We start from the raw sequence: 17,797 nt of genomic DNA on the forward strand, positions 1-17,797 counted from the left end.
ATTAATCTAACATTTACGACCAGACTAATTACTCTTCCCTAAAACTGTCTATTTTCCATGTAGTTTCATGGGTGCGCTCAGCAAACGAGGGAGGAAGGAAATGCCGCTGCAAAACCGGGTTGATCCATTCGGGGACGTTCTTTCCCTGCCTCTTCGTGGGCTATTTACGGGAAATCGCGGTATCATTCATGATCCCGAAACGAAAACACTGACCTCCAAGCGCTGGACATCAAAAGCATGGTTGATATGCAGTTGCACTTATAAAGATGTGCGCCGCAATGTCATGGCGACCAGAAGCTGGACGGAGCTGTTCTTCTTCGATGAGGCAACGGCGCTTGCCGCAGGGCACCGGCCCTGCTTTCTGTGCCGCCGGGAAGAGGCGGGACAGTTCAGGGCGGCATGGGCAGAGGGCAATGGCCGGACGCGACCATCGGCCAGTGATATCGATCGCGTTCTGCATAAAGAGAGATTGCAGTTGAAGAAGAAGCGGTTAAACGTTCTGCTTTCTACGCTTGATGAACTGCCGGATGGAGCAATGATCGCTTCGGATAAAAACGCCTATCTAGTAGCTGGCGGCGAAGCATTTCGCTGGACGCCGGAGGGCTATCAAAGAGCTGGAAATTTACCATTCATCGAAGGTTTGTTGACGCCGCCATCCACTCTCAGAACCCTTGCCGCAGGTTACCAGCCGGTGCTTCATCGTTCGGTAGAAACGGCAAGCCGGAAGGCTGCATGATGATGGCTGACCTGTTTGCGGGGCTGGAGCCTTCTCAGCCGTCGCGTGAAGAGATGGCCGAACAAGCAGTGCTTATGCGCAGCTTCGCATCCTCGGGCGCCGAAGATTTCCTCGATGAAGTCGAGCATATTTCCCGGCTTGCGCCCTTTCGGAACATGGTTACGCCGGGCGGGTTTCCCATGTCGGTCGCAATGACCAACTGCGGCGACTTTGGCTGGGTTACTGATCGGCGCGGTTATCGATACGAGCGGCTCGATCCAACAACTGGTAAAGCGTGGCCATCAATGCCGGAACATTTTTTGTCGCTCGCCATCGATGCAGCCAAGCAAGCGGGGTTTCCTCACTTCGTTCCGAACGCCTGTCTCATCAACCGTTATCAACCCGGTGCTAAGATGGCGTTGCATCAGGATAAGGACGAGAAGGACTTTGCCAACCCGATTGTCTCTGTTTCGTTAGGTTTGCCCGCGACGTTTCAGTTTGGCGGTATCAATCGCAACGATCCGGTGCGCAAATACCAGCTTCAGCACGGCGATGTCGTGGTGTGGGGCGGTCCATCGCGGCTGTTTTACCACGGCGTATTGACGTTGAAGGATGGAATTCACGAGCGGACAGGGCGCTTCCGCTACAACCTGACCTTCCGGTATGCGGGGCTATAGCAAGCCCGAAACTCGGTCACTCTTTTTGACGAAACTCCAGATGTCCTTGCTGATTGCTGCTATCTCTGCGATCGACTTTTCCAGAGACTTTATTTCCTGATCGTCTACCGGCTCGACCTTGCCATAGCGAACCTGTTTGTCGTCCTCCACCAGCCGCATGAGCTGCGTGCTGGAGATGTCGCCGTTTTCATCGAAAGAGTAGATGCAGTGATTGTACTTGTTGCGCATCTTCGACTCTTTTTTCAATCGCGCCATGGCACCCAGCACTTCCTTTCGGTCAGCGGCTGATGTGGAGCGGAGCTTGGCGAGGCGCTCGACGAGATCGATACGGGCGCGGGTGGTATTCAAGGTCAGGAAAACGACGACCGCCCCTTCTTTGTCTACCTTCAACAAGTGGGCTATGACGTAAATCAGCAGACTTTCGGTGTTCGTCCAGACGTAGTTCAAACGACCGACAAGCAATAAAACCTCGGACATTGCCGCCATGACGCCCCTCCATCCACGTTTCAAAACATGATAACGCGGATGAAGGGAAATACCATTGCTCCGTTCGAGCTACCTTTCCTTGAAAGCGCGCGACATGCTGTCTTCGATCGGTTTCACGAGATAATCGAAGAAAGTACGAGAGGAGGTCTGGATCAGCACATCTGCTGGCATGCCAGGTACAGGGTGGAAACCATGCACCTTGGCAATTTCTTCGTCTGGAATCTGGACGCGGACAATATAGACATCCTTGACCTGCAAGCCTGCATTTTCTTCGATGCTATCGGCAGAAACGTAAAAGACGTTACCGGTCAAAACCGGTGTCGTGCGGCGGTTTAGGGCGGACAGGCGGATTGCTGCTGTTTCTCCCTCATGCAGTTGGTCGATGGAGGTTCTCAAAACCTGGGCTTCGATGATGAGCGGCACATGGGCTGGCAGGATTTCCATGATCGGTTTGCCTGTCGTGATGACGCCGCCAGCGGTATGGTAGTAGGAGCGGATAACCGTTCCGTTGACAGGAGAGCGGATCACCGTCCGATCCAGAACCTGCGCTGCCTCGCGCAATTGCTGGCGAACACTGTCGAGATCCGATTCCGCCGTTTCAAGAGCATCCAATGCCGCCTGCTTGTTGGAGTTGACGGCGATAACCGCTTCTTGACGGAATTTGGCGATCTCCGCATCACTCTGGTTCATTTCGCCATCAAGCCGGGCGATGTCACCCATGGAATCCGCGATGGCCCGTTCAAGCGCAAGGATGTCCGTCTTGCGAATGACGCCTTCCTTGGCAAGCTGTGCCTTGGAATCACGTTCCTGAATCAGAAGCGCCTGTTGCCGTTCAAAGGCTGCTTTCTGGCCCTGATAGCCGGTATAACGAAACTCCAGAGATTTGATGTTCTTCTCTGTGAGGTTAAGTTGTTCCTCAAGCTTATTAAGCTTGCTGTGAAAAACAACGTTTTGGCTCTGGATAATAGAGTTGATGTCGGGATCGCTGGCCTCAGCCATGACGATGTCAGGGACTTTGAAGGACTTGTCGCCCTGTGCTTCCGCCCGCAGACGGGTGACTATGGTCTCAAGGCGAAGCTGTTTCAGTTTTAACATGCGTTCGCTGGATAGTGCCGCTGTCTTGTCCAGGGTCAGAAGCACATCGCCTTCCTTCACCACGTCACCTTCGCTGACCATCATTTCCTTGATAATGCCGCCTTCAAGGTGCTGCACGACCTTGTTGTTGCCGGTGGCAACGAAGCTGCCTTGAGCAATGATAGCTGAGGAAAGTGGCGCGGTGCCTGCCCAATATCCGAAGCCGCCAAAAGAGGCGAAAAGGACGGCGAGGCCGGTGACGCTGTAAACCCTGATAGAGCGCGGCACTTCGCTATACCACTCGATCTGACCCTGCTCATCCGTCTTGTTCTTTTTTCCGAAAAGCATTGTTTTCAACCCTCTATCTGCGGAGATTGATCACCTGGCTGAGCTTTGTTGCCGGAAAGTGCCTTCAGCACATCCATGCGTTCGCCAACATCGCGACCGAGCCGTCCTTCAGGATCATGATCTTGTCTACGCATTGCAAAAGGGCTGGTCTCTGTGTGATCGTAACCGTGGTGATGCCCTGCTTCTTGGCGTGAAGCAGTGCTTTTGCCAGCGCCTGTTCGCCCTGCGTGTCGAGATTGGAGTTCGGCTCGTCCAGGACCACGAATTTCGGATCTCCGAAGAAGGCGCGGGCAAGGGCGATGCGTTGTTTCTGTCCGCCGGAGAGCGGAGCGCCATCTGCAGCGACGACTGTTTCGTAGCCCTGCGGGAAACCGGCGATCAGTTCATGAACATCCGCCAGCACGGCAGCTTCGAAGATTTGCCGATCCTCCACATCGTCGCGCATTCGGCAGATATTGGCCTTGATCGTGCCGGGGAAAAGCTGCACGTCCTGCGGCAGATAGCCTATGCTCTCACCGAACTGGCGCTGATCCCAGTTACGCAGATCCATCAGATCGAGGCGCACATTGCCGGAGGTGGGTAGAACGGAGCCGACCAACATCTTGCCGAGCGTGGTTTTTCCGGAGCCGGAATTGCCGATAATGGCGAGGGATTCTCCCTTTTTGAGCGAGAAGGAAATCCCGTTCAGTATCACCTTCTTCTGGGGAGGCGGAACGAATAGAATGCGCTCGACGTCCAGCCGTCCTTCCGGGTTGGGCAGGCGCAGGCGGGGAAAGTTCAGCGGCGAATTGATTAGCAGCTGTTTGATACGCCCATAAGCGGAGGCGGACTTGTTGAACTGGTGCCAGCCTTCAATGGCGCCTTCGATTGGGGCCAGAGCGCGACCGGACACGATGGATGCGGCAATCACCATGCCGCCCGTCAATTCACCGGATAGGGAAAGATGCGCGCCCCAGCCAAGCAGCGCGATCTGCGTTATCATGCGGCAGGCCTTGGAAACGCCTGAGAAGATGATGTTACGATCCTGCGCGGCGACATGCGATTTCAGCGAGCCTGCGGTTTCCCGGCCCCACATTTTCACAGCCTCGGGGATCATGGCCAGAGCATTGATGATCTGCGAGTTGCGCGACATGCTATCGAGATGAAAATTTGCACGGCTGATATAGCCGTTGGCTTCCGCAAACTGTTTCGCCGTAAACTTCTGGTTCAGCCATGCGATGAGGAATAGCACGGCGCAGCAGGCCATGATGATGATGCCGAGATGCGGGTGGACGAGATAAACCACCAGGACGAAGAGTGGCATCAAGGGCGCATCGAGAAAGGCGATCAGCGTGCCGGATGTAAGAAATGACCGGAGTTGCTGAAGGTCCTGTAATATCTGATAATCCTTGCCGCTCCCATGCAGCGACGCGCGCGCTGCGGCACTGAGAATAGGAGCACCAAGCTGCACCTCCAGCTCCACCGCGGTCCTCATCAGAATGAAGCGGCGGATGGAATCCATGAAAGCCTGCAGCAACACCGCGCCTACTACTGCGATGGTGAGCATCACCAGCGTATCCATGGAACGGCTGGTCAGAACGCGGTCGGAAATCTGGAAGAGGTAGAGCGGTATTGCTAAGAGGAGAATGTTGATGGCGATGGTGAAAAGCATAACGATGACCATGTTACGCCGAACTGCGGCAATGCCCTTTGCAAGGCTTGCTGCAAAGTTCACTGGTTCACTACGCTTGTGAAAGCCGCTGTGGCTTCCATCACCCCCGCCACCCCCACCGCCGCCATTCAATTCTGGCGTCCTGCCGTTTCCGCCACCGCCATTTAGTGGGCGGCGTTCGTTTTCGCGTAATGGGCCATTGTTGTTGTCGATGGTTTTTACGAACGGAATTTCAGGCGGCGATTTCAGATCGGCCTTGTTGCTGGGCGCATCGCGCATGACCGGTTGAACGTGCGGCACGTCTTTACCCGCCTCCAATCGCTCCTTTGTATGTATGCGAGGCTCAACACGCTGAACCATTTGCTCGGGGGGGGCCGGGGGAGTGGAAAGCTGGCGCAGGTTTTCGACGGCATCGTTGATCGCGGCCACGCAGGCTTCTGCCGCGTTTTTACCGCCGTCGCCGTTCTTCCCACTCGCCAGGTCTACGACCCGGCCTTGCTCGATTTTGTTTCTGGAAATGTGATCCATTTTTTGTTCCCCTGGGACGCCGTTTTTAGGCAACGGCTGTTTGCATGACGTCGACCGGATGGGCCTGCGACCAGGAAAGGTCGTGTCCAGAGGTTATGACGGCGTCTGCGCTGTGGTCTGTCGATGTGTGGTCGTCACCGAGAAAGGCGATGACTTCATTTGCTAGTGGCGCGCCCGCTGGATGAGGCTGGGTGGCATCGTTTTCAATGATGCCGCCCTGGATGAGAACCGCATCCGAATAAAGATGACCGGCCACATAGGTTGAGCCGCCGAAGCTGTCGTAATCGACGATCTGGGCTATGTTGACGACAGCGTTGCTGCCGGTATCGATATGAACATCGGCATGCTCATTGTTCGCCAGAACTTTTGAGGCAGCCTGCGTCACATCATCGGCGTCGCCCAGAACGCTTACCTGTTTAACGTAGGTGACGTCGTAGAGATTGCCGGTAATGTAGAGGACGTTGAGGCCGGAATAGCCCGCGAAATTTGCATCATGTGCAAGTCCCGCTGGCATATTCGGGTCCCTGTCGTTGATCGCATTGACGGTGTCGTGCATGTAATCCGGCACGGCGGCGAAGCGGTCGTTGCCCCCGACATTGTGGATCGAAGCTTCATTCCAGATGAGGTTGTTGCCGGACTGCACGATGCTGCCGGTGCCCGAACCGTCCAACGAATGGATCGTGTCATTGTCGTAGAGCACGGAAAGTTGAGAGATCATGTTCATGTCGATGACGTTGCCACCGACGATGACGAGATCATACTGCATGCCGATGCCGAGAAACTTGGCAAGGTCGAGAACGCTGTTGCCTCCGGTCAGCACGCTTGCATCCGCGCCGGATGTGGTAACGGTCATCGTGTCGTTGTCGGAAACGAAGTGATATTGCTCGATCCAGTGGACGAAGGACACATCGCCTTCGACATAGCTCACGCGCCATGCGTTCGGAAATATCGTTGTATCCTTGGCATCATCTGCATGGCTTGCGTCGGAACTGCTTTGCCAAGTGGTCCGCTCGAACGACGCGATGTTGTTTGCGACGGTTGCGGCGTGATCTTCCTGTCTGGAAAACACCGAGCCTATTTCGTCGTGATCGCTGTAGACATAAGACTGCGTGATCGCGTCGATCTGATGGTAATTGCCCATCACCGCCATGACGGGCGAGATGATGCCGGTTTCCGTTACTGCGACGACATTCGCGACGAAGTTGCCGCCTGCCGCGACATCGAGCTTGTTGCCAGCCGCGCTGTGGTCTTCCAGCGGAATGTCGCTTTTCTCAGGCTCTGACGCCGGTTTGGCGATGCCCCGGTCGGGCATGTAATCATTGACATCCGGGTGAGCGCTCACAAGCGCGCCGTTCATATATGTGCCGCTGATGGAATGATCTGCCAGCACAAAGTCCTGGTTGGCACGTGTTCCAAGCGAGGCGATATCATGTTCTTGCGCGTTCTCTACATAATCATGCACCGTTTTGGCGATGGCCTGTACGCCGTCATAAGTGTCCGTGCGGTGGAACGTGCTGAATGGGGTGAACTGCTGGGCTTCGTTATAGAACTCCGTGGTGCGAAGTGTAACGAAGGTCGTATCGCGGGTCGTGTTCGGACCATCCGTCATGTTCAGATAGTCGTCATCGAACAGCAGGTTTACCTGTGACAGATGGGCGATTGTGGAGCCGGGACCGGCGAAGAGTTGCAGTTCCTGCGGTTCTTCGTAAGAGAAGCCGCTGCCCTGTGGATTGAAATGAGGCGCAATCACCGCTTTGGATGCGATCTCGGAAAGCCTGCGGAGACTGGCTTCAAAAGTTTGGGCCAGATGGCTGGCGCCATGTGAGTGATGCAAGCCGTCATGCGGGGCGCGATATTTTACGCCGGGCTGGTAATCCTGAAGCTCGGTACCGTCGATCTGATAGGGAATATCGGTGTCGTGCGACGATGGAAGGCCGTGAGGGTTGTCTATCGCATGGCCCTCGATATATCGCGCGTGCAAGCGGGCTTCTTCGGTTTCCGCGTCGAACAGCCCGATAAAATGGGCGATCATGTCTGTGATTTTATCAGTATACATGATTGATCCTCCTCTCGAACACGCTGATCACGTGCCGCCTGAGAGGACTGGATCTGCCTCACACTGCGCGCACGTCAGCCTGTCTTCCGGCGTTCAAACCGGAAACTGCACCGGCGGATGCCGGTGCAGTCTTGTCGCTTGGAGAGGAAATAATCAGGCGCCGCCGTCTTCGCCCACATGGTGGGAGTCGCCGCCGATGACGCTGCCATCGAAGGAGTTGGTGAGGAGGTTCGCACCCTGCACCAGTTCCAGATGGTAACCGGAGTTCGCGAGGATTGCCGAAGCGTTCGTGGAACTGGAGCCGGTAATGTCGTCGTGGGCCTTGAGGTCCCAACCCTTTCCGTCCATATCCACGCCTTCTGCACCCGTTGCCGAGCCGCCATTGGCGGAGAGCTGGTTGTTTGCGCCCTGGTTATCCATGTTGACGTTGTAGGCGTAGTCCTGATCGGCGATGTGGTTGGCCTGAACAAGGCTGAATGCCGAGTCGTTGCCATCGCCATTCAGCGAGTTATTGAGGATGCTGTCGACATTCAGGGAGAAGGAGAAGTCGTCACCGATATTGAAGGTGAGGTCACCGCCTGCAACACCGAGATTTCCGATGTCCTTGACATGTTCTATGGTCGAGAAATCGGTATCGGTCTTTGAGAAAGCGGTATTGAAGCTGTCAGACGTCGTTTTGATGTCCGTGTCCGTATTGGAGTAGCTGAAGCTCTTATTGTCGACGTCCGTGTGGGTGATTGTTTTGTTGTCGCTGTCGCTGATGCTTGTTGATTTGGAATCGTAGCTCCAGTCGTAATCGCTCTTCACATGCGTGTCGTTGTCATTGACTGTCGTGTTGTTCGAATTGGTCGTCGTGTTGGTGTCGACGTCGGTATGCGTCTTGCTATCGTAATTCCAGTCGTAGCTATTGTTGCGGTCGTCACCGTTATCGGTCGCGACCTGGACCTTCGCATCAACATCCAGATTCTGACTATTGTCTTGGGTGTTGTAGGTATTGTCGCGATTTCCGCCATTGCCGACGCCGACATTGCTGTCTTCTACAGAGCTGTCATTTGTCGCTGTGTTGGCAAAGCCATCTGCGAGCGCACCGATTTTGGTGATGTCGTCGCCACTAGCTTGTTGTGGATGATTTCCCATTTCGTACCCTCCGAAAAAGTTCGGAGCAGCTTTTCGAAATCCCTCTCATCTTAAATGGGATTTTGCTCGCGCTCACTCCGATTGTTTCACACGGTGCAGACGTACACACTACCTCTCGCCTGCGGTTTGATCGGCCCTTTCAGGGCTCTCTGCTTTTGGGATGTGCGCAAGACGCAATAAATTAGACATGCGCGTATCCATTCTCCATCGCGAACGATGCAGGCTGTATGCTTCAGTTGTCTGGTCTTTTGCCGGTTTCCACTTGCAGCAACGCAAACACAAAGTTCTGCTCGGAAGGCCGATCAGTTGCGCTTCGTGGCAACGGCGCTGAATGTGTCGAAGTTGCCCGCTGGTTTCTAGCTGCTAAATGGGATTAAGCACGGCGGAAGAGGTGAGATGAGCCGACATCTATCGCTCCATCACCGTGCGGAACGGTGCACGAATGATACATTTCTGCAACACGATGTTAGGCCTAAAACCAACTGTCAAAAGCGAAATAAAAAATCATAAGCACAACCAAAGGATAATTTAGAATTAAAACAAAACCAAAGGCTTTTATTTTTAATATGTATTTTTCAGTATCCTTAATTAGCCCATCTTTCATCCCTGTTTTTGGCGCATTTTTTTTCGCTAATATGTGCCGTAACCCTTTCGGGCAATTTATTTTGTAGAAATTTTGTACTAGTTTTCGTGATTAATAAATAACTAGCGGTAGCTGTCCGCAACATCACTAGCCCACAGAAATTCTCGTGTGTGTTGAATGTTCCTGCAAGAATAAAACTAATACAACTGCGTAACGCTACAGGGAGGCGTATATGTTCATGGTTGCGTCCAGAGTAATAGATGCGAAGCAGACCAAGCCACTCATGACAAATGGTACAATCCTCGTCGTTGCAAATGCAGATCTTTTTTCCGAATGTCTTGTTGAGGCATTGGGAAAAAAATTTCCTGCCTGCGACGTTGTCAGCGCCGGCCCATTCGGCACCGTTCCGGATGGTTATACTAAGGATGTAAAGCTCGTACTTCTTTATCGTTTGTCTGGCTCTAGGCTGAACGAGCTTCTCGGAGAGCTTCAACTGAAGCATCCAGATTCGCAGATCGCTCTCGTCATCGACGCAATCGACATGATCGAGGCTTATCTCAAGCAACTGGTGGAAACCCGTATTATTGACGGCGTGTTGCCTCTCAATCTAAGGTTGGACGTCTTTATGGCGGCTGTGGACCTGCTGATCAAAGGCGGAGAGCATTTCCCGTCCGCTCTTCTTGGCAGGTTGACCGCAGGCCCTGAAGTGTCTTCCCGCACGGTTTACGATGCCCGTTCGGTGGTCGCAAATCGCGCAGATGCACTGGCTGCAAAAAAAGATGAGTTCTCTGCACTTACAACGCGTGAAGTGCAGATACTTGATCTGCTATGCAAGGGTACGCAGAATAAGATCATAGCCGACCGGCTTCATCTCTCCGAAAACACGGTTAAAGTTCATGTTCGAAACATTTATAAGAAGATGAATGTTCGCAACAGAACCGAGGCTGCATCCCGCTTCTTCCATAAGGATGACGGGGCTGCTGAAGGCGTAAAGTGGCGCAACTGACGCTATGGTGACTGCAAGGGCTAAACGGCAGCGCAAAGATACTGCCGTTTAACGTGTGATTGCATCCATATATTAACCCTAAATGCGCTTTGGGCTTTTCGCACGGCTTAAGTTTACCTGTCGTTTTCCGGTCGCCTGTAGTTTTTCAGGCAAACAGGATCGGAAAAATAATGCAAACCACGCTCAAGGCACAGACGACCTACAGGCAGGATCGCCGGACGGAGTTCAACTCCAAGCTTGCAGCAGCTCACGCACGCATCGAGAAGAGATTTCTGGATGGCGGCGCGGTCCTTGTTTCCGTAATGGAAATTCTCAACGATCTCATAGGCATTCTTGATGGCATGACCGCCACGTTTGACGGCAAGACGGCGAATGCTGCCGCGTCAGGCCTGCACACAACAATTGCCAATCTCGCAAACCTTCCCGAGACCGAACAGAAGCGCCGAGAAGGCTTTGAAGCTTTGGCAAGCATGTGTGCCGCGACCGGGGAGCACATCCAAGATATTCATGAAACGATCCGTTATCTGAAAACCTTTGCAGTCACAGTCAAGATAGCCGGAGCGGGCCTTTCGGAATTCGCGGGCTTTGCCGACGAGATACGCGAGCGTATTCAATCCGGTGCCGATGAGGTCGGACGGTTTGCGGCAAATCTTGAAGCTATGCGTCTGCAACTGACAAAAGCCCGGTCCTTCTCGACGTCTACGTTGGCGGATTTTAGTGCTACAATTCCGCAAATTATTGCGGGATTGAACGAGAACTCGGGCCGAATAGCGTCTCAGCATAAGGAAATGGCGGATGTTGCCGCCCAGGTTAAAAAGATTGCGCAGGGAGTGCAGGGAAAGATCGCGTCCGTCCTATCTGCCTTGCAGATCGGCGACATCACCCGTCAACGTATCGAACATATTCAAAGCACTCTTGCTCATCTTGAGGAGTTCGTTGGTTCAAACGAGGGTAGGGGCATCAGCGCCGCCGAGCAAGAAACGCTTCATGAAGCCGTCATGCAGCTTGCTTGTGCGCAGATGGATGAGACGGCTGCGGATTTTCAGAAGCAATGCAGCAAGATATTCACCAGCATATCGAGTTTTACGGACGATGCCGCCCGCATACTTTCAATGCGTGACCAACTGTTGGAAAACACATCCAGCGGCGACGCCAATATTCTTTCATTGATGGAAAAAGATATCCTGGAAGCCTGCAAACTTGCCGAGCGCGTTCAGGGAAGCAGCGCCGATGCGGACGAGGTCGTATCGTCTGTAACCCAAAGGGCGCAGGATTTGCTCAGGGGTATAGAAGTCCTTCGTTCGATCAAGATCGATATTCACTATATGGCGCTGAATTCCAATCTTCGCTGCTCCAAGCTGGGTGATGAAGGTCGCTCCGTCAATGTCGTGAGCGGTGAAATGCGTGTCTTCGCAGCCAAACTAGAGACACCGGCGGATGCCATCGTGGATGAGCTCCAACGCGTGGAGGCAGCAACTCAGACACTGGTAAAAGGAGGGCAAGGCCTTTCCGCAGATATCAGCATACCTCTCCATGAGGCGCTGGAGTCAATCAGGCTGGCGAAGTCTCAGATAGACGATGGAATGCAGGCTTTGGCTGAGGAAGGTCAAGCCGTATTCAGCCGGATTAGCGCAGCCGTCGTCACCTTGGATTTCGAAAGTGAACTCGGGGCGACCATCAGCGAGTGTTGCGGAATTGCGGCCCAGCTTTCTCAAGGCTTTGAAGCAGACGTTTCTGATTTTGCCGACAGAATAGAACCGCTTACAAGTCGTATCTTCAAGCTTTACACGATGTCGCAGGAACGTGACGTTCATCTGCGCTTTTTTCCGCCAGGTGCGTCCTCGTCTAGCCCCACAATATCATCTGTATCGTCGCCCGTGGAGGATGACGATGATCTTTTCGCCGATGCTTTATTCTAAAGCACGCCGCATAAATGTGTGCAGTCGCTCTGTAGGATCTTGGTGTGCATCGGCCCCGGTGCAAAAAAACTAGGAACGAATGGGTTTCCTGAACATTTTCTCCCTTGTAAACACAAGATAGGAGGAAATGTCCCATGTTTTCTGCAACAAGCATCCGCGAACATATGGACGTTATTGCTGCCGATGGTAGCCACGTCGGCACTGTGGACCATATGGAGGGCGAGAGCCGTATCAAGTTGACCAAAAACGACGCCGCGGATGGTAAGCACCACCTTATCCCGCTGGATTGGGTCGATCATGTCGACGCGCATGTTCACCTTAGCAAATCGGCTTCAGATGTTCGCAACGGCTGGGAAACGGTGAACTGAGCATCGTTTGTCTTAAGACGAAAAATGCGGCCCTAGAGCCGCATTTTCATTTGTTCCTACGATACCAGTCCCGGCGCTTCCATTCCGGTGCGCTCGACATATTCCTTATAACCACCACCGTATTCATGGATCCCATCGGGGGTCAGTTCCAATACTCTATTGGAAAGCTCCGCAAGGAAATGGCGGTCGTGCGATACGAAGAGCATCGTCCCCTCATATTCCTTCAGCGCCTTGATGAGCATTTCCTTGGTGTCGAGATCAAGGTGGTTGGTCGGCTCATCCAGCACGAGGAAGTTTGGTGGATCGAACAGCATTGCCGCCATGACAAGGCGAGCCTTCTCACCACCGGAGAGAACGCGGCACTTCTTCTCCACGTCATCGCCAGAAAAGCCGAAGCAACCGCAAAGCGCGCGAAGCGGTGCTTGACCGGCCTTTGGAAAACGCTGTTCCAGCCACTGCAAAATAGTGCTGTCACCATCAAGCAAATCCATTGAATGCTGCGCAAAGTAGCCAAGCTTGACGCTCGCGCCAATCGTGACACTTCCATTATCCGGCTCGGTTGTTCCGGTCACAAGTTTCAGAAGGGTAGATTTACCAGCGCCATTTACGCCCATCAGGCACCAGCGTTCCTTGCGCCGAACCATGAAGTCCAAGCCCTCATAGATCGTGCGGCTACCATATGCCTTATGGACCTGCTTGAGTGAAACGACATCTTCCCCGGAGCGTGGCGCCGGCAGGAATTCGAATGAGAGCGTTTGCCTGCGGCGCGGCGGCTCCACGCGCTCGATCTTGTCCAGCTTCTTCACGCGGCTTTGCACCTGAGCCGCATGAGACGCGCGCGCCTTGAACCGCTCTATGAACTTGATCTCCTTGGCAAGCATTGCCTGCTGGCGCTCGAACTGCGCTTGCTGCTGCTTCTCGTTCTGCGCTCGCTGCTGTTCGTAGAACCCATAATCCCCAGTATAGGTTATGAGCGAACCGCCATCGATTTCGATGATCTTGTTCACGATGCGGTTCATGAACTCGCGGTCGTGCGAGGTCATCAGCAGTGCGCCATCATAGGTTTTCAGAAAATTTTCGAGCCATATCAGGCTTTCGATATCCAGATGGTTGCTCGGTTCGTCGAGCAGCATCACATCTGGTCGCATCAGGAGAATGCGGGCCAGCGCAACGCGCATCTTCCAGCCGCCTGAAAGCCTGCCAACGTCGCCGTCCATCATTTCCTGGCTGAAACTCAAGCCCGCCAAAACTTCGCGGGCACGACCTTCGAGGGAATAACCATCCAGCTCTTCGTAGCGTGCCTGCACCTCGCCATAGCGCTCGATGATTTCGTCCATCTGGTCGAGTTGGTCCGGGTCGACCATGCGGGCTTCAAGCTCGCGAAGCTCTGCGGCGACGACGCTTATTGGACCTGCACCTTCCATGGCTTCCGCGACCGCGCTGCGCCCGGACATTTCGCCAACGTCCTGGTTGAAATAGCCGATAGTGATATTCTTTTCAGCCGCGACCTGCCCTTCGTCTGGCAACTCCTCACCAGTGATCATTCGAAAGAGGGTTGTCTTGCCTGCGCCGTTCGGGCCGACGAGGCCAACTTTCTCTCCGCGGTTCAGCGCAGCCGAAGCTTCGATGTAGAGAATGCGGTGGCTGGCGGATTTGCTGATATTTTCGATGCGGATCATGGAGCGGAAGACCAAAGGATAGAGGACGTTGCGCCCCTATGCCACGGGCGATACCCCGATGTCACCCGTTGATTGGCTCCACTACCAAAGATGTGGGCGTATCGATGTCGTTAGACCCACAAATGGGAAGCCACCGGGTTCGGCGCTTCCCATTTACGTTGCCCTTGGGAGGTGTCAGGCTTGTGGCTGTTTGGTCTTGCGCAGGTAAGGCAAAACAGTATCAAAGGAGCCGAAACGCTTGATCGCATCTTCGTTCGATACCGCGGCAGTGATGATGACATCGTCGCCCTGTTGCCAGTTGGCTGGCGTCGCCACCTGATGTTTGTCCGTCAGCTGAATGGAGTCGATGGTGCGCAGGATTTCATCGAAGTTGCGGCCCGTCGTCATTGGATAGGTGAGGATCAGCTTGATTTTTTTATCGGGGCCGATAACGTAAACAGAACGAACCGTCGCATTATCGGCAGGGGTACGGCCTTCGGAACTGCTGCCCGCGTCGTCCGGCAGCATGTCGTAAAGTTTCGCTACTTTCAGTTCCTTGTCGCCGATCAGCGGGTATCCGACTTCGAAACCAGTCGCGGTCTTGATGTCTTGCTTCCACTGGTCATGGCTCGCGACAGGGTCAACTGAAATGCCGATGACCTTGACGTTGCGTTTCTTGAATTCCGCATCGAGACCGGCCATTGCGCCGAGTTCTGTTGTGCAGACCGGCGTAAAATTCTTGGGGTGGGAAAACAGGACAGCCCAGCTGTCACCGATCCAATCGTGGAAATTGATCTCGCCTTGTGTCGTTTCTGCCGTAAAATCTGGCGCGGTCTGATTGATACGCAACGTCATTGCCTGCTCCGAAAATAGCCTAGGCGTCGATATTGTCTCCTACCACCGGCTTTGTCGCCAAACGTTCGTCTAGAACTGACGACGGTCAGGAAATAGAATTCCTCTGACGGCCAACACCCGCAATATTTTGCTCAAAGGCTTTTTGGGAATTGCAAGTTTGGCTACCGGCCGGATGGGGCGGCCGGTAGCTTTCAGTATTACCCGTCAGGAAATGACTGGATCGAGTGAGCCAGACGCGTAGCGCTTCGCCATTTCCCGCAGAGGTACAGGCGTGATTTTATTGGCCTGCCCAGCAGTTCCGAATAGTTCGAAGCGTTCCTTGCAAAGCTTGGTCATCGCGTCGCGCGCGGGCTTCAGATATTTGCGAAGGTCGAACTCGGCTGGCTCTTCCGTTAGGACACGACGGATCTGACCGGTGATCGCCATGCGACAATCCGTATCGATGTTGATCTTGCGCACGCCATTCTTGATGCCGTGCTGGATTTCCTCGATCGGTACGCCGAAGGTTTGTTTGATTGCGCCACCATAGGCGTTGATGATGTCCTGCAAATCCTGCGGAACAGTAGAGGAACCATGCATCACAAGATGCGTGTTTGGCAGCTTGCGGTGAATTTCCTCGATGACATTCATGGCCAAAACGCTGCCATCTGGCCTGCGCGTAAATTTGTACGCACCGTGGCTGGTTCCCATTGCAACGGCCAGGGCGTCGACCTTGGTTTCGCGGACGAACTTTACTGCCTCATCGGGGTCGGTCAGCAACTGGTCGTGGGACAGAACACCTTCGGCGCCATGGCCATCTTCAGCTTCGCCCATGCCGGTCTCGAGAGAACCGAGAACGCCCAGTTCACCCTCTACGGAAATGCCGCCGTAATGCGCCATCGTGGTGACCTGACGCGTAACGCCGACATTATACTCCCAGTCGCCGGGCGTCTTGCCGTCTGCCTTCAGCGAGCCGTCCATCATGACCGAGGTAAAGCCCGCCTGAATTGCCGTCATGCAGTTGGATGGCTCATTGCCATGATCGAGGTGAACGCAAACGGGAATGTCAGGATAAATTTCCACGACCGCATCCATCATGTGCTTGAGCATGATGTCGTGCGCATAGGCGCGCGCGCCACGGGAGGCCTGCATGATGACAGGAGCGTTTGTCGCGCTTGCCGCATCCATGATGGCAAGAGCCTGTTCCATGTTGTTGATGTTGAAGGCAGGTACGCCATATCCATATTCAGCCGCGTGATCGAGCAACTGACGGAGCGTTATTCGAGCCAAGGTATTTCCCCCTTTAAAAATTCCGTTTGGTAACCACCACTTTGAAGTGGTAGTCGTCCTGATCGCTGTCACCAGTCTATCGCTAGAGCGGCAAACGACACTATTGTCGCGACGGCGATAAGTATCCAGCCTTTTTTGATAATTTTCATTTCCATAAAAGCGATTTTGCGTAACACTAGCGTTCGGAGCATCGTGCGATGCGGTCCCTCGCATACTTCCATAATTGATAATGTACGGCAGATTTCTATCCGCTGTGATCAAAACAGAGAGGGCTGTCGTAGTTGGGCAAAAACCGGTCGTTTTCCGCGCAGGTTGCGAGCCTTGTTCAAGCCATCATCCTTAAGAACTTGCAAAAGACAAGGGTTGAGACGGGCGGTTGCGGCGCGCTCGATCTTTTATAAAGAGCCGCCAATAAAGGGAACTTGAGATGAAGAAACTGCTTGCATCGACCTGTCTGATGTTCGGTTTGCTTGGTGGCGGCTATGCTGCAAGCGCCGCCGAATGCGGGAGCCCGACCATCGCCAGCATGAACTGGCAGAGCGCCGAAGTGCTCTCCAATATCGACAAGATCATTCTCAACGAAGGCTTTGGTTGCAGCGCCGACATCACCATCGGCGACACGGTTCCAACTATTACCTCCATGGTGGAAAAGGGTCAGCCGGATATCGCTCCAGAAGCCTGGGTGGACTTGCTTCCGGATATCGTCAAGCGCGGTATAGAGGAAGGCAAGCTGGTCAAGGCTGCAACGGCCCTGCCGGATGGCGGTGTCCAGGGCTGGTGGATTCCGAAATATGTTGCGGATGCGCACCCCGACATCAAGACCATTCAGGATCTTCTCAAGAATCCCAAGCTCTTTCCCGACCCTGAAGACTCAAGCAAGGGCGCTATCGTCAATGGCCCGCAGGGATGGGGTGGCACCATCGTTACATCGCAACTCTACAAGGCCTATGGCGCCGAGAAGGCTGGTTTCAACCTGATCGATAGTGGCTCTTCTGCAGGTCTCGATGGTTCCATTGCAAAGGCCTATGAGCGCAAGCAGCCCTGGGTCGGTTACTACTGGTCTCCAACTGCGCTGCTCGGCAAGTACGAGATGGTCAAGCTCGGTCACGGTGTTCCTGCCGACCCGGCGGAATGGAAGCGTTGCAACACGGTTGCCGATTGCCCTGATCCAAAGCCGAACGACTGGCCGACCGACAATGTCGTTACCCTAGTATCCAAATCCTTTGCCGATAAGGCCGGACAGGATGTCATGGGTTATCTCGATAAACGTTCATGGAGCAACGAAACCGTCAACAAGCTGATGGCGTGGATGACAGACAATCAGGCGACTGGTGAAGACGGTGCCAAGCATTTTCTGAAGGAAAGCCCGGACGTCTGGACGAAGTGGGTTTCCCCTGAAGTTGCAGAAAAGGTCAAGGCTTCACTCTGACGTTTCCCCGGCACCGGATTTTCCAATCTGGCAGCCTG

General features: G+C 54.0%; 13 protein-coding genes and 1 pseudogene. 6 read left to right on the top strand and 8 right to left on the bottom strand.

What is annotated here, in order from left to right; all coding sequences use genetic code 11:
- The first annotated feature begins 100 nt into the window (after positions 1–100).
- The gene (locus G6L28_RS04400) at positions 101–736 is read left to right on the top strand and encodes a hypothetical protein (protein ID WP_174062584.1); all 636 of its coding nucleotides are present in this window, start codon (positions 101–103) and stop codon (positions 734–736) included.
- 2 nt (positions 737–738) lie between these two features.
- A complete protein-coding gene (alkB, locus tag G6L28_RS04405; protein WP_174062662.1) occupies positions 739–1,392 on the top strand; it encodes a DNA oxidative demethylase AlkB in 654 nt (217 codons plus the stop codon).
- On the opposite strand, the gene G6L28_RS04410 is transcribed toward alkB, so the two are convergent.
- From G6L28_RS04410 to G6L28_RS04430, 5 genes and pseudogenes are all read right to left on the bottom strand, one after another.
- Complete coding sequence (locus G6L28_RS04410; RefSeq protein ID WP_174062585.1) at positions 1,387–1,878, bottom strand: hypothetical protein; 492 nt, start codon at positions 1,876–1,878, stop codon at positions 1,387–1,389. The two genes, alkB and G6L28_RS04410, sit on opposite strands and share 6 nt — an antisense overlap.
- Before the next feature lie 69 nt (positions 1,879–1,947).
- The gene (locus tag G6L28_RS04415) at positions 1,948–3,300 is read right to left on the bottom strand and encodes an HlyD family type I secretion periplasmic adaptor subunit (protein WP_174062586.1); all 1,353 of its coding nucleotides are present in this window, start codon (positions 3,298–3,300) and stop codon (positions 1,948–1,950) included.
- A 5-nt stretch (positions 3,301–3,305) separates the two neighbouring features.
- Positions 3,306–5,479 (bottom strand): annotated as a pseudogene (locus G6L28_RS04420) (type I secretion system permease/ATPase).
- Positions 5,480–5,504: 25 nt separating this feature from the next.
- The gene (locus G6L28_RS04425) at positions 5,505–7,535 is read right to left on the bottom strand and encodes a hypothetical protein (protein WP_174062587.1); all 2,031 of its coding nucleotides are present in this window, start codon (positions 7,533–7,535) and stop codon (positions 5,505–5,507) included.
- 153 nt (positions 7,536–7,688) lie between these two features.
- Positions 7,689–8,672, bottom strand: coding sequence for a fibrinogen-binding protein (locus tag G6L28_RS04430; RefSeq protein ID WP_174062588.1), 984 nt, complete (start codon positions 8,670–8,672; stop codon positions 7,689–7,691).
- Between the two features lie 815 nt (positions 8,673–9,487).
- Here G6L28_RS04430 and G6L28_RS04435 point away from each other — a divergent pair.
- The 3 genes from G6L28_RS04435 to G6L28_RS04445 all read left to right on the top strand — a co-directional run bounded on the left by G6L28_RS04435 (position 9,488) and on the right by G6L28_RS04445 (position 12,548).
- Positions 9,488–10,261, top strand: coding sequence for a helix-turn-helix transcriptional regulator (locus tag G6L28_RS04435; RefSeq protein ID WP_174062589.1), 774 nt, complete (start codon positions 9,488–9,490; stop codon positions 10,259–10,261).
- Between the two features lie 170 nt (positions 10,262–10,431).
- Complete coding sequence (locus tag G6L28_RS04440; RefSeq protein ID WP_174062590.1) at positions 10,432–12,180, top strand: chemotaxis protein; 1,749 nt, start codon at positions 10,432–10,434, stop codon at positions 12,178–12,180.
- 134 nt (positions 12,181–12,314) lie between these two features.
- Positions 12,315–12,548: a DUF2171 domain-containing protein gene (locus G6L28_RS04445; protein ID WP_174062591.1), complete on the top strand. Its 234-nt coding sequence runs from the start codon at positions 12,315–12,317 to the stop codon at positions 12,546–12,548.
- 56 nt (positions 12,549–12,604) lie between these two features.
- Here the strand turns inward: G6L28_RS04445 and G6L28_RS04450 are convergent, their stop codons facing one another.
- The 3 genes from G6L28_RS04450 to fba all read right to left on the bottom strand — a co-directional run bounded on the left by G6L28_RS04450 (position 12,605) and on the right by fba (position 16,330).
- A complete protein-coding gene (locus G6L28_RS04450; RefSeq protein ID WP_174062592.1) occupies positions 12,605–14,227 on the bottom strand; it encodes an ABC-F family ATP-binding cassette domain-containing protein in 1,623 nt (540 codons plus the stop codon).
- Between the two features lie 174 nt (positions 14,228–14,401).
- Positions 14,402–15,061: a peroxiredoxin gene (locus G6L28_RS04455; protein ID WP_174062593.1), complete on the bottom strand. Its 660-nt coding sequence runs from the start codon at positions 15,059–15,061 to the stop codon at positions 14,402–14,404.
- Positions 15,062–15,265: 204 nt separating this feature from the next.
- Complete coding sequence (gene fba, locus G6L28_RS04460) at positions 15,266–16,330, bottom strand: class II fructose-bisphosphate aldolase (RefSeq protein ID WP_174062594.1); 1,065 nt, start codon at positions 16,328–16,330, stop codon at positions 15,266–15,268.
- A 427-nt stretch (positions 16,331–16,757) separates the two neighbouring features.
- Between fba and G6L28_RS04465 the strand changes: the two genes are divergently transcribed.
- Complete coding sequence (locus tag G6L28_RS04465) at positions 16,758–17,759, top strand: ABC transporter substrate-binding protein (protein WP_174062595.1); 1,002 nt, start codon at positions 16,758–16,760, stop codon at positions 17,757–17,759.
- Positions 17,760–17,797: the final 38 nt, after the last annotated feature.

This window comes from Agrobacterium larrymoorei (assembly GCF_013322225.1).
Classification (GTDB): Bacteria; Pseudomonadota; Alphaproteobacteria; order Rhizobiales; family Rhizobiaceae; genus Agrobacterium; species Agrobacterium larrymoorei_A.